This is a genomic window from Streptomyces sp. NPDC006610 (genome assembly GCF_040611575.1).
GTDB lineage: Bacteria > Actinomycetota > Actinomycetes > Streptomycetales > Streptomycetaceae > Streptomyces.
Genome location: NZ_JBEXOP010000002.1, coordinates 120,770 through 146,001 on the forward strand (window position 1 = coordinate 120,770; position 25,232 = coordinate 146,001).

A 25,232-nucleotide genomic window follows, 5' to 3' on the forward strand; every position below is an offset into this window, starting at 1 on the left:
TACTGATCAGTAAGGGGAAGGTCATGCAGCTCGGGATCAACCTCGGCTACTGGGGCGCCGGAATGGACGGGGACAACCTCGCCGTCGCCCAGGAGGCCGACCGCCTCGGCTACGCCGTCTGCTGGGCGGCCGAGGCCTACGGCTCCGACGCCGCCACCGTGCTCAGCTGGGTCGCGGCCCGCACCGAGCGGATCGACGTGGGCTCGGCCATCTTCCAGATCCCCGCCCGACAGCCCGCGATGACCGCGATGACGGCCGCGACCCTCGACTCCCTCTCCGGCGGCCGCTTCCGCCTCGGCCTCGGCGTCTCCGGCCCGCAGGTCTCCGAGGGCTGGTACGGCGTCAGGTTCGACAAGCCGCTGGCCCGCACCCGCGAGTACGTGGAGATCGTCCGCCGGGCGATGACCCGCGAACGCCTCTCCTACCAGGGCGAGCACTGGACCCTCCCGCTGCCCGACGGCCCCGGCAAGCCCCTGAAGCTGACCGTCCACCCGCAGCGCGAGCACATCCCGCTCTACATCGCCGCGATCGGCCCGAAGAACCTGGAGCAGACCGGCGAGATCGCCGACGGCGCCCTGCTGATCTTTCCCTCCGCCGAGCACCTGGAGGAGACGGCCGTCCAGCACCTGCGCGCCGGCCGGGAGAAGGCCGGCAAGACCCTGGACGGCTTCGACGTCTGCCCGACCCTGCCGCTCGCGGTGGGCGACGACAAGGACGTCCCGGCCCTCGCCGACACCTTCCGCCCGTACACCGCCCTCTACGTCGGCGGCATGGGCAGCCGCAAGCAGAACTTCTACAACCGGCTCGCCCGCCGCATGGGCTACGAGCAGGCCGCCGAGGAGATCCAGGACAAGTACCTCTCCGGCGACAAGCAGGGCGCCGCGGCGGCCGTGCCGCACGAGCTGATCGACCGGACCACGCTGCTCGGCTCGGTGGACCGCATCGCGGACCGGATGAAGGCGTACGCGGCGGCGGGGGTCACCACCCTGACGCTGGCCCCCGCGGGCTTCACGCTGGAGGAGCGCCTGACCGCCCTGCGCGCGGGCACCGAGGCCCTGGAGCGCGCCGGACTGGCGTGACACGCAAGGGGGGCGGGCCGGAAACCGCGGCCCGCTCGCGTGCGTGAGGCGGCCGCGTGGCCGTGGCGGGGGCTCGGGGGCGTCCCCGCCACGGCCGTCACGGGAACAACGCGCCGGCCCGCGCGCGGTCACGCCCCCGAGCCGACCGGCGTGTCCTTCTTTCGGCGGAGTTGTCCGACAGAACGGTTGCCACCCCCGCACGGGCCCCTTTGACTCGTTCTTCGCGGACTTCGCGGATCCCGCAGAGAGCGGATCCCGCAGAGAGGGGCCCCAGATGCTTTCGGCCAAAAGCCTGTTCCAGGAGATCCTCGAGCACGACGAGTCCTTCCGCCTCTTCTGCTCCATCGCCGCGAGCGGCGAGACCCAGGGCGGCTGGGAGAACGCCCGCATCGCCGCGCTCGTCCCCGAGAGCGAGCGCGCCCTCGCCCCCAGGATCACCCGCCACGGCGCCGACGAGGACAAGCACGGCCGGATCTTCAACGCCCTGCTGAGGAAGCGCGGCCTCGACCCCGCCCCCGTACCTCCCGAGACCGACTACACGATGCTCCTGGAACGCCACGGCATCGGCCTCGCCCACGCCCGGCTCCGGCGCGACGAGCCGCTCACCGTCCAGGACATCGTCACCTACCTCGCCCACAGCCGCGTCACCGAGCAGCGCGCCTCCGAGCAGATGCGGCTGCTGCGCAAGCACTTCTCCGGCCACCCCGACATCGGCCGCGCGGTCCGCATGATCTCCGACGACGAGGACAGCCACCTCGCCTACTGCCACGAGGAACTGCTCCGCCTCGCGCGCGCCGGCCACGACCGGGCCATCCGGCGGACGCTGCGCGAGTGCGCCCGCGCCGAGATCCGGGTCTACCGGGACGTCAGCCTCGCCGTCATGGCCCACATGGGCCGTATCCTCGGCTGGTCCGGGCCCAAGGCCGCCGTCCTCGCCCTCGGCATCCACGCCGTGTACGCGTACGAGCGGCTCGGCGGCCTGCGCCGCATGGTGTCGCTGCGGATGCCCGACCGCCGCGACGCCCTCGGCGGACCCGCCGCTCCCGCCGCCGAGTTCGCGTGAGCCCGGCCGCGCCCGCCCTCACAGCCAGCCCCGCTGCTTGAACAGCCGGTACAGCAGCACCTCCAGGGCGGCCATCAGGGCGATCACCGCCGGATACGCCCACACCCAGCGCAGCTCCGGCATGTGCTCGAAGTTCATGCCGTAGACCCCGGCGATCATCGTGGGGACCGCGGCCATGGCCGCCCACGCGGAGATCTTCCGCATGTCGTCGTTCTGCCGGACGCTCATCTGCGCCAGATGCGCGGACAGGATGTCCGACACCAGCCGGTCCAGGCCCTCCACCGACTCGTTCACCCGCGTCAGATGGTCGCCGACGTCCCGGAAGAACGGCCGCGCCCGCTCGTCGACGAACGGCACCGAGCCGAACGCCCCATTGCCCGCCAGCCGTGTCATCGGCGGCGCCAGCGGCCCGGTCGCCCGGCGGAACTCCAAAATCTGCCGCTTGAAGTTGTAGATCCGCGACGCCGTGTGGCGCGAGCCGCCGTCGTCCGGCGAGAAGACCTCCGCCTCCAGCTCCTCCAGGTCGGTCTGGAGCTCCGCGGACACCTCCAGGTAGTGGTCCACCGCCGCGTCGGCGATCGCGTACAGCACCGACGTCGGACCCTTGCCGAGCAGCTCCGGCTCCCGCTCCAGCCGCCGCCGCACGGCCGCCAGCGGCGCGCCCTCGCCGTGCCGGACCGTCACCACGAAGCCGTCCCCGAGGAAGACCATCACCTCTCCGGTGGACACGGCGTCGCTCTCCGGCTCGTACACCACCGGCTTCAGCACCAGGAACAGCGAGTCGTCGTAGACCTCCAGCTTCGGCCGCTGGTGCGCCTTCAGGGCGTCCTCGACGGCCAGCGGGTGCAGCCCGAACTCCTCGGTGACATGGGCGAACTCCTTCTCACCGGGCTCGTGCAGCCCGATCCACACGAACCCGCCCGCCGTCCGGGCGTCGGCCAGGGCGTCGGACAGATCCTCGGGCCCCTCGGCCCGCCGTCCGTCCCGGTAGATGGCGCAGTCCACGATCACTCGGCGGTCTCTCCCGTCCTCGGCACGCCGGTGCACCCCGGCGTGCGCCTACGCTGGTCGGCATGCCCACGCTGATCCTCGTCCGGCACGGACGTTCCACCGCCAACACCGAAGGCGTACTCGCCGGCCGGACGCCCGGCGTCGCCCTCGACGAGCGCGGCGCCGAGCAGGCCGCCGCACTGCCCGGCCGGCTCGCCGAGCTGCCTCTCGCCGAGGTCGTCACCAGCCCGCTCCAGCGCTGCCGCGAGACCGTCCGCCCGCTCCTGGACGCCCGCCCCGGCCTCACCGCGCACACCGAGGAGCGGATCAGCGAGTGCGACTACGGCGACTGGTCCGGCCGCAAGCTCGCCGAGCTGAAGGACGAACCGCTGATGGAGATCGTGCAGGCCCACCCCTCGGCCGCGGCGTTCCCCGGCGGGGAGTCCCTGCGCACGATGCAGACCCGCGCCGCCGAAGCGGTGCGGGAGTGGAACGCGCGCGTGGAGCGCGACCACGGCCCCGACGCCGTGTACCTCATGTGCTCCCACGGGGACATCATCAAGTCCCTCGTCGCCGAAGCCCTCGGACTGCATCTCGACCTCTTCCAGCGGATCGCTGTGGAACCGTGTTCCATCACGGCGATCCGTTACACCCGTCTGCGGCCCTTCGTCGTGCGCCTCGGCGACACCGGGGACTTCGCCTCCCTGGTGCCGCGCCAGGAACCTCCGGCCCAGGACGCACCGGTCGGGGGCGGTGCGGGCGCACCGTGATCGTCGCCCGCAGTAGGGTGAAGCGGTCGCAGTAGCGCCGCACTCGCCCGCAGTCGAAGTCGACCCACGATCAATGGAGACAGGACGTGTCCCGTCAGGTGTTCCTCTACGACCCCCCGGACCGCTTCGTGGCCGGCACGGTCGGGCTGCCCGGACGCCGTACGTTCTTCCTCCAGGCCTCAGCCGGCTCCCGGGTGACCAGCGTGGCCCTGGAGAAGACCCAGGTCGCCGCGCTCGCCGAACGCATGGACGAACTGCTGGACGAGGTGGTGCGGCGCAGCGGCGGCAGCGCGGCGGTGCCGGCCGTCGCCCCCGCCGAGATCACCGACACCGCCCCCCTGGACACCCCCGTCGAGGAGGAGTTCCGGGTCGGCACCATGGCTCTCGCCTGGGACGGCGAGGAAGAGCGCATGATCGTCGAGGCGCAGGCCCTGGTGGAGCTGGACGCCGACACCGACGAGGACCTCGCCGAGGCGGAGGAAAGACTCCTCCAGGACGAGGAGAACGGACCCCCGATGCTGCGGGTCCGGCTCACCGGCGCCCAGGCCCGCGCGTTCGCCAAGCGCGCCCTCGACGTCGTCAACGCCGGCCGGCCGCCGTGCCCGCTGTGCAGCCTGCCGCTCGACCCGGAAGGACACGTATGTCCGCGCCAGAACGGATACCGCCGCGGAGCGTGACGGCCGCCGACGCCGCGCTGCTCGCCGCCGGCGAGCTGACCGTGCGCGGACGCATCCGTGACGCCTCCAACGCCGCCCTGTACTGCACCGTCGCGCACGAGGGCCGGGAGGCGGCCTGCGTGTACAAGCCGGTCGCCGGGGAGCGCCCGCTGTGGGACTTCCCCGACGGCACCCTCGCCCGGCGCGAGGTGGCCGCGTACGAGGTCTCCGAGGCGACCGGCTGGGGCCTGGTCCCGCCGACCGTGCTGCGCGACGGGCCCTACGGCGAGGGCATGTGCCAGCTGTGGATCGAGGCCGTGCCCGGGGACGAGCTGCTCGCCCTGGTGGACGCGGAGGAGCCCGGGCCCGGCTGGAAGGCCGTCGGCCTCGCCGAGGTGGGCGAGGGCCGGACCGCGCTGCTGGTGCACGCCGACGACCCGCGGCTGCGCCGGCTCGCCGTCCTCGACGCCGTGATCAACAACGCCGACCGCAAGGGCGGCCATCTGCTGCCCGCCGCGGACGGACGGCTCTACGGCATCGACCACGGCGTCACCTTCAACACCGAGAACAAGCTGCGCACCCTGCTGTGGGGCTGGGCCGGGGAGCCGCTGCCGGACGAGGCCGTCGACGTGCTCAAGCGGCTGCGCGAGGACCTCGCGCCGGGCGGCGCCCTCGCCGGACGCCTCGCCGGTCTGATCACCGGGGCGGAGCTGGACGCCACGCGCGCGAGGATCGACGCCCTCCTCGCCACCGGCGTGCATCCCGAGCCCGGCGGGGAATGGCCGGCCATTCCCTGGCCACCCGTATAGCCCCCGGCCGGGCTCCCGGGCCGCGGAGGCCCGGAAGGCATACCGGCCGCGGAAACACAAGAGCGCCTTCCCGGCCGAACCGCCCGATCCGGTTCGTATACGGGACTCCGGTCCGGTTAGGCTCGAGTCATGCATGCCTGGCCCGCTTCCGAGGTCCCCGCCCTGCCTGGTCAGGGCCGCGACCTGAGGATCCACGACACCGCGACCGGCGGCCTCGTCACCCTCGACCCCGGTCCCGTCGCCCGTATCTACGTCTGCGGCATCACCCCCTACGACGCGACGCACATCGGTCACGCGGCGACCTACAACGCGTTCGACCTCGTGCAGCGCGTGTGGCTCGACAACCAGCGCCAGGTCCACTACGTCCAGAACGTCACCGACGTCGACGATCCGCTGCTGGAGCGGGCGCAGCGCGACGACATCGACTGGGCGGCCCTGGCGGAGCAGGAAACCGCCCTGTTCCGCGAGGACATGACGGCCCTGCGGATGCTGCCCCCGAAGCACTACATCGGCGCCGTCGAGGCGATACCCGGCATCGTTCCGCTGGTGGAACGACTGCGCGACATGGGCGCCGCCTACGAGCTGGACGGCGACGTCTACTTCTCCGTCGAGACCGACCCGAACTTCGGCAGGGTCTCCGGCCTCGACGCCGCCGCCATGCGGATGCTGTCCGCCGAGCGCGGCGGCGACCCCGACCGCCCGGGCAAGAAGAACCCCGTCGACCCGATGCTGTGGATGGCCGCCCGCGAGGGCGAACCCAGCTGGGACGGCGGCTCCCTCGGCCGCGGCCGGCCCGGCTGGCACATCGAGTGCGTCGCCATCGCCCTCGACCACCTCGGCATGGGCTTCGACGTCCAGGGCGGCGGCTCCGACCTCGCCTTCCCGCACCACGAGATGGGCGCCTCCCACGCCCAGGTGCTGACCGGCGACTTCCCGATGGCGAAGGCCTACGTCCACGCCGGCATGGTCGCCCTGCACGGCGAGAAGATGTCCAAGTCCAAGGGAAATCTGGTCTTCGTCTCCCGGCTGCGCCGCGACGGCGTCGACCCGGCCGCCATTCGGCTGGCGCTGCTCGCCCACCACTACCGGGCCGACTGGGAGTGGACCGACCAGGTGCTGCAGGACGCCGTGGCCCGGCTCGGCCGCTGGCGCGCCGCGGTCTCCCGGCCCGACGGACCGCCCGCCGAGGCGCTCGTCGAGCAGATCCGCGACGCCCTCGCCGAGGACCTCGACGCGCCGGCCGCGCTGGCCGCCGTCGACCGCTGGGTCGCCCTCCAGGAGCAGAGCGGCGGCGCCGACGCGGGCGCGCCCGGGATCGTCTCCCGCGCGGTGGACGCGCTGCTGGGCGTCGCGCTGTAACGGCCGCCGCCACGACGCGAGAAGGGCGCCCCGTCGCGGACGGGGCGCCCTTCTCGTTCAGCCGGTCGACCGTGTGCGGGTCCGGCGGTCATTCCTCGGTCGGCTCGTCGTCCTCCGCGTCCGGCTTCGGCGGCTTCGGCGGGCGAGTGCGGCCGCCGGGGCTGTCCCGCAGATACGACGTCGTACCGTCCCCGCCGTCCGCCGTGGCGTGCCCGCCGGGCGCGGTGCCGCCGCCGTCCCGGCGCCGCAGGTACCGCTCGAACTCGCGGGCGATCGCCTCGCCCGACGCCTCCGGCAGCTCCGCGGTGTCCCGGGCCTCCTCCAGCGTCTGGACGTACTCCGCGACCTCGCTGTCCTCGGCGGCCAGCTGGTCGACGCCCACCTGCCAGGCGCGCGCGTCCTCGGGCAGCTCGCCCAGCGGGATCCGCACGTCGATCAGGTCCTCCAGGCGGTTGAGCAGGGCCAGCGTCGCCTTCGGGTTGGGCGGCTGCGACACGTAGTGCGGCACCGCCGCCCACAGCGACACGGCCGGCACTCCCGCGTGCGTGCACGCCTCCTGGAGGACGCCGACGATGCCCGTCGGACCCTCGTACTTGGTCTCCTCCAGGCCCATCCGCCGCGCCAGGTCCGGATCGGACGTGGTCCCGCTGATCGGCACCGGACGGGTGTGCGGGGTGTCCCCGAGCAGCGCGCCCAGGATCACCACCAGCTCCACGCCCAGCTCGTGCGCGAAACCGAGCAGCTCGTTGCAGAACGAGCGCCAGCGCATGGACGGTTCGATGCCGCGGACCAGCACCAGGTCGCGCGGCTTGTCGCCGCCGACCCGGACCACCGAGAGCCGTGTCGTCGGCCAGGTGATCTTGCGGACTCCGGCGTCCATCCACACGGTGGGCCGGTTGACCTGGAAGTCGTAGTAGTCCTCGGCGTCCAGCGCCGCGAAGACCTCGCCCTTCCACTCCCTCTCGAGATGCGCGACCGCGGTGGAGGCGGCGTCGCCGGCATCGTTCCAGCCCTCGAACGCGGCCACCATGACCGGGTCGATCAGCTCGGGAACCCCCTCGAGCTCGATCACCCAGTGCCTCCTTCCGACGTGCTCTCGCTTGACGACCCAACCTTACGGCGTTCGGAGGGGGCGCCCGCAGCCCCCTGGACGGGGGAGTGCACGGATCACTGCCCAGCTCACCCGAGTTGAACACCCGTTCCCGGGACGTGCGGAAGGGGCGGCTCCATCCATGGGAACCCACCGGAATCCATGGGAATCCATGGGAAACCGTGGGAATCCGCGGGGAGCCGCCCCTTGCCGCCGTGCCGTGCCGTGCCGTGCCGGGCCCGGGCCGTTGCGGACTACTTCGCGTCGAGCACGGACTGCACCTTCGCGCGGACCTCGTCCGTGGCCAGGCCGCGGATCGTCAGCGTGGTGCGGCGGCGCAGTACGTCGTCGGCCGTCTCGGCCCACTCGTGGTCGCGGGCCCACACCACCTGGGCCCAGATCTCCGGGGCGTCCGGGTGGACGCGCTCGGCGAGGGCGGGGTCGCCGTTCGCCAGGCGGGCGATGTCGAAGGCGAGGGAGCCGTAGTGGGTGGCCAGGTGGCGGGCGGTGTCGGCGGCCATGCGCGGGCCGGGCGCCGGGCCGTCGACCAGCAGCCGGTGGGCGACCGCGCGCGGGTTGGCGATGCCGGGCAGCGGCAGCTTCTTCGGCAGCGAGGCGACCGGCTCGAAGTCCTCGCCGAGCGGATGGCCCGGCAGCGATTCCAGCTTCCTCATGACGGTCCGTCCGATGTGCCGGAACGTCGTCCACTTGCCGCCGGCGACCGACAGCATCCCGCCCCGGCCCTCGGTGACGACCGTCTCCCGCCTGGCCTTGGCGGTGTCGCCGGGACCGCCCGGCAGCACCCGCAGACCCGCGAAGGCGTACGTGATCAGGTCCCGTTCGAGCTGCTGGTCGCGGATGGAGAAGGCGGCCTCGTCGAGGATCTGGGCTATGTCCCGGTCGTTGACGGCGACGTCGGCCGGGTCGCCCTCGTACGGCTCGTCGGTGGTGCCGAGCAGCAGCATGTCCTCCCAGGGGAGGGCGAAGGTGATGCGGTACTTGTCGATCGGGGTGGCGAGCGCGGCCTTCCACGGGGAGGTGCGCTTGAGCACCAGGTGCGCGCCCTTCGACAGCCGGATCGACGGCGCGGCCTTCGGGTCCTCCATCCGGCGCAGGTGGTCGACCCAGGGGCCGGTGGCGTTGAGCACCAGCCGGGCGTCGACGCCGAACTCCTCGCCCGACAGCCGGTCGCGCAGCTCGGCGCCGGTGACCCGGCCCCGGGTGAAGCGCAGACCGGTGACCTCCGCGTGGTTGAGGACGACGGCGCCCGCCTCGACGGCCGCGCGGACCGTCATCAGAGCCATCCGCGCGTCGTTCATCTGGTCGTCGCCGTACACGGCCACGGCCTTGAGGTTCTCGGTGCGCAGCTCGGGCACGTCCGCCTGCGCCCTGGCGGGGGACAGGAGGTGGCCGACGCCGTCGCCGAAGGCGGACAGCGCGGAGTAGGCGAAGACGCCCGCGCCGAGCTTGGCCGCGCCGTGCGGGCCGCCCTTGTAGACCGGCAGGTAGAAGGTGAGCGGGTTGGCGAGGTGGGGGGCCACCTGGCGGGAGACCGCGCGGCGCTCGAAGTGGTTCTCCGCCACCAGCCTGACCGCGCCGGTCTGGAGGTAGCGCAGCCCTCCGTGGAGCAGCTTGGAGGAGGCGGAGGAGGTGGCGCCGGCGAAGTCGCCGGCGTCGACCAGCGCCACCCTGAGACCGGACTGCGCGGCGTGCCAGGCGGTGGAGATGCCCAGGATGCCGCCGCCGATCACAAGAAGGTCGTAGGACGCCTTGTCGAGCCGCTCCCGGGTCTCGGCGCGGCTCGGTCCCGTGCCGTGGGCCGGGCGGGTGCCCGGCGCGGGCACGGACTGCAGGGTGGACTGGCTGGTCATGGTGGGTGGTTGCTCCTCGTCAGCTCTCTTGAGCCAGGGGCCGGGGACGGCCCGCGCGTGCCGGGGGAGGCCGGGGAGAGCCCCGTGGGCGACGCGCGGGCCGGGTCCGGGTCCCGTCAGCTCTCGTCCTCGAGCCAGCCCATGGTCCGTTCGACGGCCTTGAGCCAGTTCTTGTACTCACGGGCGCGGGTGTCCGCGTCCATGCGGGGGGTCCACTCGGCGGCCCGCCGCCAGTTGGCGCGCAGGTCGTCGGTGCTGTTCCAGAAACCGACGGCCAGGCCGGCGGCGTAGGCGGCGCCGAGGCAGGTGGTCTCGGCGACCATCGGGCGCACCACGGGGGCGTCCACGAAGTCGGCGAGGGTCTGCATCAGCAGGTTGTTGGAGGTCATGCCGCCGTCGACCTTCAGGGCGGCCAGCTCCACGCCGGAGTCCTTGGTCATGGCGTCGGCGATCTCCCGCGTCTGCCAGGCGGTGGCCTCCAGCACCGCGCGGGCCAGGTGCGCCTTGGTGACGTACCGGGTGAGGCCGGCGATCACCCCGCGGGCGTCGGAGCGCCAGTACGGGGCGAACAGTCCGGAGAAGGCCGGCACGAAGTAGGCGCCGCCGTTGTCCTCGACGGACAGCGCGAGCGTCTCGATCTCGGCGGCGGTGGAGATCAGGCCCATCTGGTCGCGCATCCACTGCACCAGCGAACCGGTGACGGCGATCGAGCCCTCCAGGGCGTAGACCGTGTCCTGGTCGCCGATCTTGTAGCCGACGGTGGTCAGCAGGCCGCTGTAGGAGTTGATGATCTTGTCGCCGGTGTTCATCACCATGAAGGTGCCGGTGCCGTACGTCGACTTGGTCTCGCCCTCGGAGAAACAGGTCTGGCCGAACAGGGCCGCCTGCTGGTCGCCGAGCGCGGAGGCCACCGGGATGCCGCCGAGCAGCTCGCCGAGGCGGCCGCCCCTGATCTCGCCGTACACCTCGGCCGAGGAGCGGATCTCGGGGAGGATGCGCGTCGGCACGCCGATGGACTCGGCGATCCTCTCGTCCCACTCCATGGTGTGGAGGTTCATCAGCAGGGTGCGGGAGGCGTTGGTGACGTCGGTGACGTGCCGGCCGCCGTCGACGCCGCCGGTGAGGTTCCAGATGACCCAGGTGTCCATGGTGCCGAAGAGGATGTCGCCCGCCTCGGCGCGCTCCTTGAGGCCCTCGACGTTGTCGAGCAGCCAGCGGGCCTTGGGGCCGGCGAAGTAGGAGGCGAGCGGCAGGCCGGTCTCGCGGCGGAAGCGGTCCTGGCCGACGTTGCGGCCCAGTTCCTTGCACAGGGCGTCGGTGCGGGTGTCCTGCCAGACGATGGCGTTGTGGACCGGCTCGCCGGTGGTGCGGTCCCACAGCACGGTGGTCTCGCGCTGGTTGGTGATGCCGATGGCCTTGATGTCGTCGCGGGTGATGCCCGCCTTGGCGACGGCGCCGGCGACGACCTCCTGGACGTTGGTCCAGATCTCGGTGGCGTCGTGCTCGACCCAGCCCGGCTTCGGGAAGATCTGCTCGTGCTCCTTCTGGTCGACGGCGACGATGCGCCCGTCGCGGTCGAAGACGATGCAGCGGCTGGAGGTGGTGCCCTGGTCGATGGCGGCGATGAACGGGCCGGCGGTGTGGGCGTCGGTCACGGTGTGCTCCTGATTCACAGGTACGGACTGGGGATGACGTGCGCTGGCTGCTGCGGCGGTCCTGACGGACTGTCTAGGCGAATCCCTAGGCGAAGGCCAGCCTGTAGATGCCTGCCGCGAGCGCGCCGCCGATCAGCGGTCCGGCGACCGGGATCCAGGCGTAGCTCCAGTCCGAACCGCCCTTGTTGGGCAGCGGGAGCAGCGCGTGCACGATGCGCGGGCCCAGGTCGCGTGCCGGGTTGATGGCGTAGCCGGTGGGGCCGCCCAGGGAGAGGCCGATGCCCACCACGACCAGCGAGGTGATCAGCGCGCCGAGGATGCCCAGGCCGTTGCCGTCGTCGTTGAGGCCCTGCGTGAGGACGGCGAGCACCAGCACGACCGTGCCGATGATCTCGGTGGCGAGGTTCTGCGCCACGTTCCGGATCTCGGGGCCGGTGGAGAAGATGCCCAGAACCGGGCCCGCGCCCTTCTCCCGGGCCTCCACGGCCTTCGCGTCGGTGTCCTCGGCGCCCGGTCCTCCGACGATCTCCCGGTCGGTGAGGTGGGCGTGGAACTGGCCGTAGTACGCGACCCAGACCAGGGCGGCGCCGATCATGGCGCCGAGCAGCTGTCCGGCGAAGTAGGCCGGGACGTCGCCCCAGGCGTTGTCCTTGACCGCGATGCCGACGGTGACCGCCGGGTTCAGGTGGGCGCCGGAGAGCGGCGCCGAGGTGTAGACCGCCGTGAGCACGGCGAAACCCCACCCGAAGGTGATGGCGAGCCAGCCGGCGTTGCGGGCTTTGGATGCCTTCAGCGTGACGGCGGCGCAGACGCCGCCGCCGAGCAGGATGAGCATGGCGGTACCGATGGTCTCGCCGATGAAGATGTCGGAGCTGGACACCCGCGACTCCTTTGTCCTTCGTCCAGGGGAAGAGCGATGCCGGCCCTTGGCGTTGTCACACTCTAGCGCGTATTGCCGGTAGGTGTTCGACAATGCCGACCGATGGACGGGAGTCTCGCTTCGGCGTTCCGTGCACGTCAAGAGTTCTGTTGTCGGAAGCCCGATCGTTACTGATTCCCGTGACCTGCCGGTCCGTCCCCGGGGGCGACCGCCGCCTATCTGCGGATAGCGACCGCGGTGCCTGTTGTGAGACGTTTTGTTGCCGTTCCGGGCCGGTTTCAGGGTAGGGCGCGGACCGGGACGGCGTACGGACGTCCCGGTCTCGGCGGGTGTGTCTAGAAGCGCCCGGCGCCCAGGTCGCGGGAGACCGCGCGGGCGCAGTCGCGCACGGCCGCGATCAGGTCGGGGCGCAGCTCGCCGTCCCGGCACAGCCGCTCCACGGCCCCCGTGATGCCGACCGAGCCGACCGGCATCCGCCGCCGGTCGTGGATGGGCGCGGCGACGGACGCCACGCCCTCCCAGGTCTCCTCCACGTCGGCGGCGTAGCCCCGTGCGCGCGTGAGGTCGAGGATGTGCTCGAAGGCGGCCGCGTCGCAGACGGTGCGGTCGGTGAAGGGTTTGCGGTCGGCCTCGAGCGCCTCGCTGTGGGCGACCGGGTCGTAGGCGGAGAGCACCTTGCCCAGCGCGGTGGAGTGCAGCGGCTGCATGGCCCCGATCTCCAGGACCTGCCGGCTGTCGTCGGGGCGGAAGACGTGGTGCACGATGAGCACGCCCTGCTGGTGCAGGACGCCGAGATAGACGCTCTCGCCGCTCGAACGGGCCAGGTCGTCGGTCCACACCAGGGCGCGGGCGCGCAGTTCGTGCACGTCCAGATACGTGGTGCCCAGGCGCAGCAGCTCGGCGCCCAGCTGGTACCGCCCGGATGCCTCGTCCTGCTCGACGAAGCCCTCCTGCTGGAGGGTGCGCAGGATGCCGTGGGCGGTGCCCTTGGCGAGGCCCAGCGACGAGGCGATGTCCGACAGGCCCAGCCGCCGCTCGCCGCCCGCGAGCAAGCGCAGCATCGCCGCCGCCCGTTCGAGCGACTGGATGTTCCGTGCCATCGCCGTCCTGCCCTCCGTCCCTTCGACCGTCGAGCAGCGCTTGCGGCTGCCGCTGTCAGGTACTGTCCGCCGTTCGGCAATGTCGAACACTACCGGTCCATGCCGACCTCCCGCCAATGGCAGGCCGGGAGTTGCCTCCGGGACGCCGCCCGCCCTCGGCGGTGTCCCGCCCCGCCGCGGTGTGCGCCGGGGCGGTCCGTGTCGTGGACCACCTGACCCTAGGGCCTCGATCCCGGCTACCCTGGCGGCGTGCGCCTTCCGCCGGGGACAAGCCGGTGACCTTCCTCCGGAGCCGTCCGGCCGTCCGGAGCCGTCCGGAGACACCGGAGGGATCCGGGACACCGGACGGGTCCCGCGGGGGAAAGCGCAAAGCCGACAGCCGTCGCATTATCAGGGAGCCCTTACATGGCCTCGTCGCCGCAGTCCACCTCCGCCGACACCCGGACCCGTGTGTCCGCCCTCCGTGAGGCCCTCGCCACCCGCGTGGTGGTCGCCGACGGAGCCATGGGCACGATGCTCCAGGCCCAGGAACCCACCCTCGACGACTTCCAGAACCTCGAGGGCTGCAACGAGGTCCTCAACGTCACCCGCCCCGACATCGTCCGCTCGGTGCACTCCGCCTACTTCGACGCGGGCGTCGACTGTGTCGAGACCAACACCTTCGGCGCCAACCTCAGCGCCCTCGGCGAGTACGACATCGCCGACCGCATCCACGAGCTGTCCGAGGCCGGCGCCCGCATCGCCCGCGAGACCGCCGACGAGTTCACCGGCCGCACCGGACAGCAGCGCTGGGTCCTCGGCTCCATGGGCCCCGGCACCAAGCTGCCCACCCTCGGCCACACCACCTTCGCCGCCATCCGCGACGCCTACCAGAAGAACGCCGAGGGCCTCCTCGCCGGCGGCGCCGACGCGCTGCTCGTGGAGACCACCCAGGACCTGCTGCAGACCAAGGCCTCCGTCGTCGCCGCCCGCCGCGCCATGCAGGCCGCCGGATACGACGTCCCGCTGATCGTCTCCGTCACCGTCGAGACCACCGGCACCATGCTGCTCGGCTCCGAGATCGGCGCCGCGCTCACCGCGCTGGAGCCGCTCGGCATCGACATGATCGGCCTGAACTGCGCCACCGGCCCCGCCGAGATGAGCGAGCACCTGCGCTTCCTCGCCCGCCACTCCCGCGTCCCGCTGTCCTGCATGCCGAACGCCGGACTGCCCGTGCTCACCTCGGACGGCGCCCACTACCCGCTCGGCGCCCCCGAACTGGCCGACGCCCAGGAGAACTTCGTCCGCGACTACGGCCTGTCCCTGGTCGGCGGCTGCTGCGGCACGACCCCCGAGCACCTGCGCCAGGTCGTCGAGCGGGTCCGCGGCCTCGCTCCCGCCGAGCGCTCCCCGCGCCCCGAGCCGGGCGCCGCCTCCCTCTACCAGTCGGTGCCGTTCCGTCAGGACACCTCGTACCTGGCGATCGGCGAGCGCACCAACGCCAACGGCTCCAAGAAGTTCCGCGAGGCCATGCTGGAGGGCCGCTGGGACGACTGCGTGGAGATGGTGCGGGAGCAGATCCGCGAGGGCGCGCACATGCTCGACCTGTGCGTGGACTACGTCGGCCGGGACGGCGTCGCCGACATGGAGGAGCTGGCGGGCCGCTTCGCCACCGCCTCCACGCTGCCGATCGTGCTGGACTCCACCGAGGTCGAGGTCATCCGGGCCGGCCTGGAGAAGCTCGGCGGACGCGCGGTCATCAACTCCGTCAACTACGAGGACGGCGACGGCCCCGACTCCCGCTTCGCCAAGGTCACCCGGCTCGCCCGGGAGCACGGCGCCGCCCTGATCGCGCTCACCATCGACGAGGAGGGCCAGGCCCGCACCGTCGAGAAGAAGGTCGAGATCGCCGAACGGCTGATCGCCGACCTGACGGGCAACTGGGGCATCCGCGAGGAGGACATCCTCATCGACTGCCTCACCTTCACCATCTGCACCGGCCAGGAGGAGTCCCGCAAGGACGGCATCGCCACCATCGAGGCCATCCGCGAGCTCAAGCGCCGCCACCCCGACGTGCAGACCACGCTCGGCCTGTCCAACATCTCCTTCGGCCTCAACCCGGCCGCCCGCATCCTGCTCAATTCCGTCTTCCTCGACGAGTGCGTCAAGGCCGGCCTGGACTCCGCGATCGTCCACGCCTCCAAGATCCTCCCCATCGCCCGCTTCAGCGAGGAGGAGGTGCAGACCGCCCTCGACCTGATCCACGACCGGCGCACCGAGGGCTACGACCCCCTCCAGAAGCTGATGCAGCTCTTCGAGGGCGCCACCGCCAAGTCCCTGAAGGCCGGCAAGGCCGAGGAACTGGCCGCGCTCCCGCTGGACGAGCGCCTCAAGCGCCGGATCATCGACGGCGAGCGCAACGGCCTGGAGGCCGACCTGGACGAGGCGCTGAAGGACCGCCCCGCCCTGGACATCGTCAACGACACCCTGCTCGACGGCATGAAGGTCGTCGGCGAGCTGTTCGGCTCCGGCCAGATGCAGCTGCCGTTCGTCCTCCAGTCCGCCGAGGTGATGAAGACCGCCGTCGCTCACCTCGAACCGCACATGGAGAAGACCGACGACGAGGGCAAGGGCACCATCGTGCTCGCCACCGTCCGCGGCGACGTCCACGACATCGGCAAGAACCTCGTCGACATCATCCTCTCCAACAACGGCTACACCGTCGTCAACCTCGGCATCAAGCAGCCCGTCTCCGCGATCCTGGAAGCCGCCGAGGAGCACCGCGCCGACGTCATCGGCATGTCCGGTCTCCTCGTCAAGTCCACCGTGATCATGAAGGAGAACCTCGAGGAGCTGAACGCCCGGGGCCTGGCCGCGAACTACCCGGTCATCCTCGGCGGCGCCGCCCTCACCCGCGCCTACGTCGAGCAGGACCTGCACGAGATCTACGAGGGCGAGGTCCGCTACGCCCGCGACGCCTTCGAGGGTCTGCGCCTGATGGACGCCCTCATCGGCGTCAAGCGCGGTGTGCCCGGCGCCAAGCTCCCCGAGCTCAAGCAGCGCCGGGTGCGGGCCGCGGCCCCCGCCGTCGTCGAGGAGCACCCGGAGGAGGGCCACGTCCGCTCCGACGTCGCCACCGACAACCCGGTCCCGAGCCCGCCCTTCTGGGGCACCCGCGTCGTCAAGGGCATCCAGCTGCGCGAGTACGCCTCCTGGCTCGACGAGGGCGCCCTGTTCAAGGGGCAGTGGGGCCTCAAGCAGGCCCGCACCGGCGAGGGACCGTCGTACGAGGAACTCGTGGAGACCGAGGGCCGCCCCAGGCTGCGCGGGCTGCTCGACAAGCTCCAGACGGAGAACCTGCTGGAGGCGGCCGTGGTCTACGGCTACTTCCCGTGCGTCTCCAAGGACGACGACCTGATCATCCTGGACGAGGCCGGCAACGAACGCACCCGCTTCACCTTCCCCCGCCAGCGCCGCGGCCGCCGGCTGTGCCTCGCCGACTTCTTCCGCCCGGAGGAGTCCGGCGAGACCGACGTCGTCGGCCTCCAGGTCGTCACCGTCGGCTCCCGCATCGGCGAGGAGACCGCCCGGCTGTTCGAGTCCGACTCCTACCGCGAGTACCTGGAGCTGCACGGCCTGTCCGTCCAGCTCGCCGAGGCCCTCGCCGAGTACTGGCACGCGCGCGTGCGCTCCGAGCTGGGCTTCGCCGGAGAGGACCCCGCCGACGTCGAGGAGATGTTCGCGCTCAAGTACCGCGGCGCCCGCTTCTCCCTCGGCTACGGCGCCTGCCCCGACCTGGAGGACCGCGCCAAGATCGCGGACCTGCTGGAGCCGGAGCGGATCGGCGTCCGCCTCTCGGAGGAGTTCCAGCTCCACCCCGAGCAGTCCACCGACGCCATCGTCATCCACCACCCGGAGGCCAAGTACTTCAACGCCCGGTGACCGCCGGGCGGGCCTGCGCCCACCCTCCGTGACGCCGTTCACCGCAAAAGGATCGGCCGCGTCGTACAATGGTCGGTCCACGACAGGCCGGTTCCCGCCCGGGAACCGGCCTGGTCGTCCCTCAAGGAGGTACGTGGATGACGACAACGCTTCCCGCGCCCGACGCCCGGACGGCCGACGGCTCGGCCCTGCAGGCCGTGCTCCTCGACATGGACGGCACCCTCGTCGACACCGAGGGCTTCTGGTGGGAGGTCGAGGCGGAGGTCTTCGCCTCCCTCGGCCACACCCTGGACGACTCCTGGCGCCATGTCGTGGTCGGCGGCCCCATGAGCCGCAGCGCGGGCTTCCTGATCGAGGCCACCGGCGCCGACATCACCCTCGCCGAACTGACCGTGCTGCTCAACCAGGGGTTCGAGAAGCGCATCGACCGGCACCTGCCGCTGATGCCGGGCGCCACCCGGCTGCTCGCCGAGCTCGCCGCCCACGACGTCCCCACCGCCCTCGTCTCCGCCTCGCACCGCCGCATCATCGACCGCGTGCTCGCCTCCCTCGGCGCCCAGCACTTCGCCCTCACCGTGGCCGGCGACGAGGTCGCCCGCACCAAACCGCACCCCGATCCCTACCTGGTCGCCGCCGCCGGGCTCGGCGCGGACCCGACCCGCTGCGCCGTCGTGGAGGACACCGCGACCGGCGTCGCCGCCGCCGAGGCCGCCGGCTGCCATGTCGTGGCCGTCCCCTCCGTCGCCCCCATCGCCCCGGCCCCCCGGCGCACCGTGGTGCACTCCCTCGAAGAGGTCGACCTGGCATTTCTGCGCGGCCTGATGACATTCACCGCCCAGCAGTCCACCCCGGCGGAAAGCTGAAAGGACATCAATTTCCGGTCCCCGGCCCGACCCTGGAACGCCGGAAATCCGAACCGATTCCGAACGCCCCCGGGCGACTGTCAACCGCCTCCTCACACCCGGCCGACCGGGTGAGGTTCCTCACGCCGACCGGCCTCGACAGCCCGTCGCGTATGTGCTTCACGCCCCCTTTGCCGGGCCGTCGGCCGGACCATGTGCCCCGATTCGTGGGACGCTGCACGAATCCTTCCCCCGTCGGGTTTTCGGTGCGTCCACGCCCGGTTTCGCAGCGTGATGAACACCCAACTCCGGTTGCCGTGAAGCCCTCTGCGGGCGCCCATTAATCTCGTCGCGAGAACACCACTCGCACCACCCGTGATCCGCGGCGCCACCCCTGCATGCCGGGTACACGGACCTGACAGCTCTGGAGAAACTCGAGCATGAACCGCAAGACCCTGGTGCTGCCGGCCGTCGTCGGCCTGCTCGCCCCCGTACTCGCCGCCTGCGGCGGATCGGACGGCGGAAGCGGGGACGGGGACGCCATCGTCGTCGGCACCACGGACCGGTTCGTCACCTCCGAGGAAGCCCCCGCGCCCCTCGACCCCGCCTACGCCTACGACGTCGGCACCTGGAACGTCCTGCGCCAGACCGTGCAGACCCTGATGATCCAGCCCCGCGGCGACGGCCAGCCCGTCCCCGAGGCCGCCCAGAGCTGCTCCTTCACCGACACCGGCAACGAACGCTACGCCTGCAAACTGCGCCCCGGCCTGAAGTTCGCCGGCGGCGACGCCATCACCGCCGAGGACGTCAAGTTCTCCATCGACCGCGCCCGCTCCCTCAAGGCCGACAGCGGCGTCTTCGCCCTGCTGTCCACCATCGACACCGTCGAGACCAAGGGCGACGACGAAGTCATCTTCCACCTCAGGACCGCCGACGCCACCTTCCCGTACAAGCTGTCCACCCCGGTCGCCGGCATCGTCAACGCCGAGGACTACGAGAAGGACAAGCTGCGCGAGGGCTTCTCCGTCGACGGCTCAGGCCCCTACACGCTGCGGGCCGAGGAGAGCGACGGACAGGTCACCAGGGCCGTGTTCACCAAGAACGCCGACTACCGGGGCGCCCTCGAGGTGAACAACGAGAAGGTCGAGATGGTCCCCTACGAGGACGCCGACGCCATGGGCGCCGCCCTCGCCGACGGCGACATCGACCTGATGACCCGTTCCATGACCCCCGAGCAGATCCAGAAGCTCGCCACCGACTCCGAGGACGCCGTCGACCTCATCGACATGCCCGGCCTCGAGATCCGCTACCTGGCCTTCAACACCGACGCGCCCTCCGTCAAGGACAAGGCCGTACGCCAGGCCATGGCCCAGCTCGTCGACCGCACCGCCCTCGTCTCCGAGGTCTACGGCTCCCAGGCCGAGCCCCTCTACTCGCTCGTCCCGGCCTCCGTCACCGGCCACTCCAACGCCTTCTTCAACAAGTACGGCGACCCGGACCCCGACAAGGCCGAGGACCTCCTCGCCGACGCCGACGTCGCCACCCCGGTGAAGCTGACCCTGCACTACACGACCGACCACTACGGCGCCGCCACCAAGAAGGAGTTCGAGGTGCTGAAGAAACAGCTCAACTCCAGCGGCCTGTTCGACGTCACCGTCGAGGGCGCCCCGTGGGAGACCTTCGTGCCCGCCGAGCGCAACGGCGAGTACGACGTGTGGGGCATGGGCTGGTTCCCCGACTTCGCCGACGCCGACAACTTCCTCGCGCCCTTCCTGGACGACGACAACTTCCTCAGGTCGCCGTACGCCAACAGCCGGATCCGGGGCACCCTGATCCCCGACTCCCGCCGCGAGGCCGACCGGTCCGCCGCCGTCGAGAGCGTCACGGAGATCCAGGACATCGTGGCCGAGGACGTGCCGATCCTGCCGCTGTGGCAGGGCAAGCAGTACGCCGCCGCACGCGACGACGTGACCGGCGCCGCCTACGCGCTCAACTCCTCCTCCACCCTCCAGCTGTGGGAGCTCGGCCGCGGTGTGAGCGGCTGACGCCACCCCTTCGTGCCCGGCGCCCCCGACCGAGGCGCCGGGACCTTTCCGAGAACGACGCTTCGAGAACGACGTAAGGCACACGCACGTGAACATGCGCACCCAGTGGCCCGTCCTGCCGATCGTGGCAGGACTGGCCTCCGGCCTGCTGACCGGATGCGGAACGGAGACCGGGGGCTCCGGCGACAACGGCTCGAACGTGGTCATGGGGATGTCCGACGACGTCCTGGCCACCGACCCCGCCTCCGGCTACGACCCCGGCTCCTGGCTGTTGTTCAACAACGTCTTCCAGTCGCTGCTCAGCTTCCCCAAGGGCGGCACCGAACCGCAGCCCGAGGCCGCCAGCGCCTGCGCCTTCACCGACACCGAGACCAAGGTCTACAAGTGCACCCTGAAGGACGGCCTGAAGTTCAGCAACGGTGACGCCCTCACCTCCGAGGACGTCAAGTTCTCCTTCGACCGCATGCTGAAGATCGACGACGCCGAGGGCCCGGCGATCATGTTCCCCATGCTGGACGAGGTCGAGACCCCGGACGAGAAGACCGTCGTCTTCCGGCTGAAGGTGCCCGACGCCACCTTCCCCAGCAAGATCGCCTCCGGCGCCGGCTCCATCGTCAACCACCGCGAGTACGACGCCGACGGCCTGCGCGAGGACGGCGGCGCCGTCGGCTCCGGCCCCTACAAGCTGGAGTCCTTCACCGAGGACGAGGCCGTCTTCTCCGTCAACGAGCACTACAAGGGCACCGCCGAGGTACAGAACGACGGCGTCACCCTCAAGTTCTTCCACGGCGACCAGAGCGCCCTCAAGAAGGCCCTCCAGGACGGCGACGTCGACATCGCCTACCGAGGCCTGAGCGCCGGCGACATCGCCGACATCGAGAAGGCGTCCGACAGCGCCGGCATCGAGGTCATCGAGGGCAGCAGCGCCGAGGTCCAGCACCTCGTCTTCAACATGGACGACCCCGTCGCCGGCCGGCTCGGCGTCCGCAAGGCCATCGCCCACCTCATCGACCGCGAAGCCCTGATCAAGGACGTCTACCAGGGCACCGCGTCCCCGCTGTACTCGATCATCCCGGCCGGCATCGGCGGCCACAACACCGCCTTCTTCGACACCTACGGCGCCGGCCCCTCCAAGGCCAAGGCCGAGGCCGCGCTGCGCGCCGACGGCATCACCGACACGGTCCGGCTCACCCTCTGGTCGACGCCCTCCCGCTACGGCCCCGCCACCGACCAGGAGCTCAAGGCCATCGCCGGGCAGCTCAACGAGAGCGGCCTGTTCGAGGCGGACGTCAAGTCCGTCCCCTTCGAGCAGTACGAGAAGGACATCGCCGCCGGCAAGTACGGCGTCTACGTCAAGGGCTGGGTGCCCGACTACCCCGACGCCGACAACTTCACCGCGCCGTTCTTCGGCGAGGGCAACGTCCTCGACAACAACTACGCCAACGGCACCATCACCGGCACCCTCATCCCGCGCACGGCGGCCATGAGCGACCGCGCCGCCACCGACGACGAGTACGGGCGGCTCCAGGACATCGTCGCCGACGAACTGCCCGTCCTGCCGGTGTGGCAGGCCAAGCAGTACGCCGTCGTCCGGGACGGCGTGTACGGCCTCGAGTACTGCCTCGACGCCTCGACCGTGTTCCGCTTCTGGGAGATCAGCAAGGCCTGACCCGGCGCCGAACACACCGGAGGGCGCCCGCCTCGACGAAGCGGGCGCCCTCCCGGCGTCCTGGGATGCCCGGCGGCCTCGGCCGCTCACTGCGCGCCGGGACGCACCAGACCGCTCTCGTACGCGTACACCGCGGCCTGCACCCGGTCCCGCAGCCCCAGTTTCGTCAGCACATGACCCACATGCGTCTTGACGGTCGTCTCACTGACGAACAGATCCGCGGCGATCTCCGCGTTCGACAGCCCGCGGGCGACCAGCTTCAGCACCTCCACCTCACGCTCGGTGAGCGTGTTCAGCGTGTCGGGCACCGGCTCCTCGCCGGACGGCAGATGCGTGGCGTACTTGTCCAGCAGCCGGCGCGTGATGCTCGGCGCGAGCATCGCCTCCCCGGCCGCCACCACCCGGATGGCCTGCACCAGCTCGTTGGCCGGCGCGTCCTTCAGCAGGAAACCGCTGGCCCCCGCCTTCAGCGCCTCCACCACGTACTCGTCCAGATCGAACGTCGTCAGCACCAGCACCTTCGCCGGGCCGTCCCGGCCGGGGCCGGTGATCTGCCGGGTCGCCTCCACGCCGTCCATCCGCGGCATACGGATGTCCATGAGCACCACGTCGGGCTGCAGGGCCCGCACCTGGTCGAGCGCCTGAAGGCCGTCACCGGCCTCCCCGACGACCGCGATGTCCTGCTCCGCCTCCAGGATCATCCGGAAGCCCGTACGCAGCAGCGGCTGGTCGTCGACCAGTAGGACACGGATGGCCACGTAAGTCTCCTTCGGCTAGTCCGCGCCCATTCTGCCCTGCGCCACGGGGCCCGACTCGACCGCCCTCACCGGCAGCGGATAGGGCGGGGGAGTGCCGCCGAACTCCGGGCACACCGACTGGTGATCGCACCAGCCGCACAGCTTCGTCGGGCGCGGCCGCCAGTCGCCGCTCTCGGTGGCCTGCGAGATCGCCTCCCACAACGCCAGCAGCTTGCGCTCCACCCGCTCCAGATCGGCCACGACCGGGTCGTACGTCAGCACGTCGCCGCTGCCGAGATACACCAGCTGGAGCCGGCGGGGCACCACCCGCTTCAGCCGCCACACCACCAAGGCGTAGAACTTCATCTGGAACAGCGCGCCCTCGGCGTACTCCGGGCGCGGAGCCTTGCCCGTCTTGTAGTCGACGATCCGCACCTCCCCGGTCGGCGCCACGTCGACCCGGTCGATGATCCCGCGCAGCCGCAGCCCCGACTCCAGCTCCGCCTCCACGAACAGCTCCCGCTCGGCCGGCTCCAGCCGGCTCGGGTCCTCCAGCGTGAACCATCGCTCCACCAGCCGCTCCGCCTCGCCCAGCCAGCGCGCCAGCCGCTCGCCCCGCGGATCGTCCGCGAACAGCTCGGCCACCTCCGGCCGGGACTCCCGCAGCCGGTCCCACTGCCCCGGGATCAGCGCCTTGGCGCGCGGCGCGGTGCGCTCCGCGGCCGGGGCGTCGAAGAGCCGCTCCAGCACCGAGTGCACCAGCGTGCCCCGGGTCGCAGCCTCGCTCGGCTTCTCCGGCAGCCGGTCGATCACCCGGAACCGGTACAGCAGCGGGCACTGCATGAAGTCACCGGCACGCGACGGCGACAGCGAGGACGGAGGCATGACCACGCGCTCACGGGAAACACTGACGGCGGCGGCCGCCCCCGTAGCGGTATCGCCCTGGCCGATGCTGTGGGCCTCCGTCGCGCCCCCGGTGCTGGTCTCCATGCCCACAGACCATACGGCCCGCCACTGACAGCGACCCAGTCGCGGTGCCGGGGCGGAACGCGACGCGGGGTCCGCATACCATCGACCCCAGACCCTTCCGCCCCGGCAGGCGCGGAAGACGCTGAAACGAGGGGACACCGTGAACGAGAGCGGCGGGAGCGGGCAGCCGCGGCCGGGCACCGAACAGCCGACCGAACACCGACCCACGCCCTCCCCGACCCGCCCACCGGGCGACACGGCCGGCCCGGCCCCCGACGAGCGCCCCGAGACGCCGGCCGAGGAGGCCGAGGAGACCCGGGGCGAGCCCGACTCGGCCACCCCCGCCCCGGACGCACGCCCCGAGTCGCCGGCACCCGAGTCGCCGGCACCCGAGACGTCCCCGGCCCCCACGCCCGCGCCGCCCCCGACCCCGGCCTCCCCGGAGGACGCGCCCGCCCGCGCCCCCCAGTCCCCGCCCCCCGCCGACCGCCCCGCCTCCCCGCCCCGGCCCCCCGCGGGCGGCGCCAAGGGACAGCCCGCCTTCGGAGACGCGCCCGCCGCACAGCGGCCCGAACCCGGCGGCGGCCTGCTGATGGGACGGCCCTTCGGGGTGCCCGTGTACGTTGCGCCCAGCTGGTTCCTCGTCGCCGCCCTGATCACCTGGGTCTTCGGCGGACAGCTGGACCGCGTCCTGCCCGAGCTGGGCGCCGCCCGCTACCTCGTCTCCCTCTTCTTCGCCGTCGCCTTCTACGCCTCCGTACTCGTCCACGAGCTGGCCCACACCGTCGCCGCCCTCCGTTTCAAACTCCCCGTGCGCCGCATCCAGCTCCAGTTCTTCGGCGGCGTCTCCGAGATCGAGAAGGACGCCGAAACCCCCGGCCGGGAGTTCGTCCTCGCCTTCGTCGGCCCTCTGCTCTCCCTCGTCCTCGCCGGCCTCTTCTACCTCGCCCTGCTCCCCGTCGAGCCCGGCACCGTCCCCGGCGTCCTGCTGGCCGGCCTGATGATCTCCAACCTCATCGTCGCCGCCTTCAACCTCCTGCCCGGCCTCCCCCTCGACGGCGGCCGCATGCTCCGCGCCGTCGTCTGGAAGATCACCGGCAAGCCCATGACCGGCACCGTCGCCGCCGCCTGGGTCGGCCGCGCCCTCGCCGTCTCCGTCCTGATCGGCCTGCCCCTGCTCACCCAGTCGGGCGCCCTCGGCTCCGACGCCGTCGACAACGTCGGCATGGACACCGTCATGGACGCCCTGCTCGCCGCGATCCTCGCCGCCATCATCTGGACCGGCGCCGGCAACAGCCTGCGCGTCGCCCGCCTGCGCGAGCACCTCCCCGAACTGCGTGCCCGCACCCTCACCCGCCGGGCCGTCCCCGTCGAGAGCCACACCCCCCTCTCCGAGGCCCTGCGCCGCGCCAACGCCGCCGGAGCCCGCGCCCTCGTCGTCGTCGACTCCGACGGCAGCCCGCACTCCCTCGTCCGCGAGACCGCCATCGTCGGCGTACCCGAACACCGCCGCCCCTGGGTCACCGTCGGCGGCCTCGCCCAGGAGATCACCGACGGCATGCGCGTCTCCGCCGAACTGGCCGGCGAGGACCTGCTCGAAGCCCTGCGCGCCACCCCCGCCACCGAATACCTCGTCGTCGAGGACACCGGCGCCATCTACGGCGTCCTGTCCGCCGCCGACGTCGAGCGCGCCTTCGTGAAGGCCATGGCCAGGCCCTCCTAGCCGC

19 protein-coding genes are annotated in these 25,232 nt (G+C 71.8%); 11 read left to right on the plus strand and 8 right to left on the minus strand.

The genetic code is table 11. From position 1 onward, the window contains the following. Positions 1-23 precede the first annotated feature (23 nt). Positions 24-1,079 (plus strand): LLM class F420-dependent oxidoreductase, encoded by a 1,056-nt coding sequence (locus tag ABZY13_RS02300; RefSeq protein WP_356626959.1) that lies wholly within the window; start codon positions 24-26, stop codon positions 1,077-1,079. 274 nt (positions 1,080-1,353) lie between these two features. Beyond that, positions 1,354-2,142 (plus strand): ferritin-like domain-containing protein, encoded by a 789-nt coding sequence (locus ABZY13_RS02305; protein ID WP_356626960.1) that lies wholly within the window; start codon positions 1,354-1,356, stop codon positions 2,140-2,142. An 18-nt stretch (positions 2,143-2,160) separates the two neighbouring features. Here ABZY13_RS02305 and corA read toward each other — a convergent pair whose 3' ends face one another. Then, a complete protein-coding gene (gene corA, locus ABZY13_RS02310; RefSeq protein WP_356626961.1) occupies positions 2,161-3,153 on the minus strand; it encodes a magnesium/cobalt transporter CorA in 993 nt (330 codons plus the stop codon). 62 nt (positions 3,154-3,215) lie between these two features. Between corA and ABZY13_RS02315 the strand changes: the two genes are divergently transcribed. The 4 genes from ABZY13_RS02315 (at position 3,216) to mshC (ending at position 6,726) form a co-directional block, all read left to right on the plus strand. Beyond that, positions 3,216-3,902 carry a histidine phosphatase family protein gene (locus tag ABZY13_RS02315; RefSeq protein ID WP_356626962.1) on the plus strand — a complete coding sequence of 229 codons (687 nt, stop codon included), beginning with the start codon at positions 3,216-3,218 and terminating at the stop codon, positions 3,900-3,902. An 86-nt stretch (positions 3,903-3,988) separates the two neighbouring features. After that, on the plus strand, positions 3,989-4,579 hold the full coding sequence (locus ABZY13_RS02320) for a DUF3090 domain-containing protein (protein WP_356626963.1): 591 nt from the start codon (positions 3,989-3,991) through the stop codon (positions 4,577-4,579). Then, a complete protein-coding gene (locus ABZY13_RS02325) occupies positions 4,543-5,367 on the plus strand; it encodes an SCO1664 family protein (protein WP_356626964.1) in 825 nt (274 codons plus the stop codon). The genes ABZY13_RS02320 and ABZY13_RS02325 overlap by 37 nt, the downstream gene beginning before the upstream one ends. A 129-nt stretch (positions 5,368-5,496) precedes the next feature. Next, the gene (gene mshC, locus ABZY13_RS02330) at positions 5,497-6,726 is read left to right on the plus strand and encodes a cysteine--1-D-myo-inosityl 2-amino-2-deoxy-alpha-D-glucopyranoside ligase (protein ID WP_356626965.1); all 1,230 of its coding nucleotides are present in this window, start codon (positions 5,497-5,499) and stop codon (positions 6,724-6,726) included. Between the two features lie 88 nt (positions 6,727-6,814). Here mshC and ABZY13_RS02335 read toward each other — a convergent pair whose 3' ends face one another. The 5 genes from ABZY13_RS02335 to ABZY13_RS02355 all read right to left on the minus strand — a co-directional run bounded on the left by ABZY13_RS02335 (position 6,815) and on the right by ABZY13_RS02355 (position 13,322). Further along, positions 6,815-7,798 carry a PAC2 family protein gene (locus ABZY13_RS02335; protein ID WP_356626966.1) on the minus strand — a complete coding sequence of 328 codons (984 nt, stop codon included), beginning with the start codon at positions 7,796-7,798 and terminating at the stop codon, positions 6,815-6,817. A 272-nt stretch (positions 7,799-8,070) separates the two neighbouring features. Beyond that, complete coding sequence (locus ABZY13_RS02340) at positions 8,071-9,687, minus strand: glycerol-3-phosphate dehydrogenase/oxidase (RefSeq protein ID WP_356626967.1); 1,617 nt, start codon at positions 9,685-9,687, stop codon at positions 8,071-8,073. A 116-nt stretch (positions 9,688-9,803) separates the two neighbouring features. Beyond that, positions 9,804-11,342 (minus strand): glycerol kinase GlpK, encoded by a 1,539-nt coding sequence (glpK, locus tag ABZY13_RS02345; RefSeq protein WP_356626968.1) that lies wholly within the window; start codon positions 11,340-11,342, stop codon positions 9,804-9,806. Positions 11,343-11,427: 85 nt separating this feature from the next. Next, positions 11,428-12,222: an MIP/aquaporin family protein gene (locus ABZY13_RS02350; protein ID WP_356626970.1), complete on the minus strand. Its 795-nt coding sequence runs from the start codon at positions 12,220-12,222 to the stop codon at positions 11,428-11,430. Positions 12,223-12,557: 335 nt separating this feature from the next. Further along, positions 12,558-13,322: an IclR family transcriptional regulator gene (locus tag ABZY13_RS02355; protein ID WP_356626971.1), complete on the minus strand. Its 765-nt coding sequence runs from the start codon at positions 13,320-13,322 to the stop codon at positions 12,558-12,560. A 405-nt stretch (positions 13,323-13,727) separates the two neighbouring features. On the opposite strand from ABZY13_RS02355, the gene metH reads away from it, so the two are divergent. From metH to ABZY13_RS02375, 4 genes are all read left to right on the plus strand, one after another. After that, positions 13,728-17,243, plus strand: a complete 3,516-nt coding sequence (metH, locus tag ABZY13_RS02360) for a methionine synthase (protein WP_356626972.1) — start codon at positions 13,728-13,730, stop codon at positions 17,241-17,243. Between the two features lie 137 nt (positions 17,244-17,380). Then, entirely contained in the window at positions 17,381-18,106 is a 726-nt protein-coding gene (locus ABZY13_RS02365) for an HAD family phosphatase (RefSeq protein ID WP_356626973.1), read from the plus strand. A 419-nt stretch (positions 18,107-18,525) separates the two neighbouring features. Then, entirely contained in the window at positions 18,526-20,130 is a 1,605-nt protein-coding gene (locus ABZY13_RS02370; protein WP_356626974.1) for an ABC transporter substrate-binding protein, read from the plus strand. Between the two features lie 88 nt (positions 20,131-20,218). Next, positions 20,219-21,799 (plus strand): ABC transporter substrate-binding protein, encoded by a 1,581-nt coding sequence (locus ABZY13_RS02375; protein WP_356626975.1) that lies wholly within the window; start codon positions 20,219-20,221, stop codon positions 21,797-21,799. Positions 21,800-21,885: 86 nt separating this feature from the next. Here the strand turns inward: ABZY13_RS02375 and ABZY13_RS02380 are convergent, their stop codons facing one another. Next, positions 21,886-22,557, minus strand: a complete 672-nt coding sequence (locus tag ABZY13_RS02380; RefSeq protein WP_356626976.1) for a response regulator transcription factor — start codon at positions 22,555-22,557, stop codon at positions 21,886-21,888. A gap of 15 nt (positions 22,558-22,572) precedes the next feature. Beyond that, a complete protein-coding gene (locus ABZY13_RS02385) occupies positions 22,573-23,526 on the minus strand; it encodes a RecB family exonuclease (RefSeq protein ID WP_356626977.1) in 954 nt (317 codons plus the stop codon). 139 nt (positions 23,527-23,665) lie between these two features. Between ABZY13_RS02385 and ABZY13_RS02390 the strand changes: the two genes are divergently transcribed. After that, positions 23,666-25,228, plus strand: a complete 1,563-nt coding sequence (locus ABZY13_RS02390) for a site-2 protease family protein (RefSeq protein ID WP_356626978.1) — start codon at positions 23,666-23,668, stop codon at positions 25,226-25,228. Positions 25,229-25,232: the final 4 nt, after the last annotated feature.

Bases quoted from the DNA above. Each gene is read 5' to 3' on its own strand.
- ABZY13_RS02300 (WP_356626959.1), top strand. From the start codon at position 24: ATGCAGCTCGGGATCAACCTCGGCTACTGGGGCGCCGGAATGGACGGG.
- ABZY13_RS02305 (WP_356626960.1), top strand. From the start codon at position 1,354: ATGCTTTCGGCCAAAAGCCTGTTCCAGGAGATCCTCGAGCACGACGAG.
- ABZY13_RS02315 (WP_356626962.1), top strand. From the start codon at position 3,216: ATGCCCACGCTGATCCTCGTCCGGCACGGACGTTCCACCGCCAACACC.
- ABZY13_RS02325 (WP_356626964.1), top strand. From the start codon at position 4,543: ATGTCCGCGCCAGAACGGATACCGCCGCGGAGCGTGACGGCCGCCGAC.
- mshC (WP_356626965.1), top strand. From the start codon at position 5,497: ATGCATGCCTGGCCCGCTTCCGAGGTCCCCGCCCTGCCTGGTCAGGGC.
- ABZY13_RS02340 (WP_356626967.1), bottom strand. From the start codon at position 9,687: ATGACCAGCCAGTCCACCCTGCAGTCCGTGCCCGCGCCGGGCACCCGC.
- ABZY13_RS02355 (WP_356626971.1), bottom strand. From the start codon at position 13,322: ATGGCACGGAACATCCAGTCGCTCGAACGGGCGGCGGCGATGCTGCGC.
- metH (WP_356626972.1), top strand. From the start codon at position 13,728: ATGGCCTCGTCGCCGCAGTCCACCTCCGCCGACACCCGGACCCGTGTG.
- ABZY13_RS02365 (WP_356626973.1), top strand. From the start codon at position 17,381: ATGACGACAACGCTTCCCGCGCCCGACGCCCGGACGGCCGACGGCTCG.
- ABZY13_RS02370 (WP_356626974.1), top strand. From the start codon at position 18,526: ATGAACCGCAAGACCCTGGTGCTGCCGGCCGTCGTCGGCCTGCTCGCC.
- ABZY13_RS02385 (WP_356626977.1), bottom strand. From the start codon at position 23,526: ATGGAGACCAGCACCGGGGGCGCGACGGAGGCCCACAGCATCGGCCAG.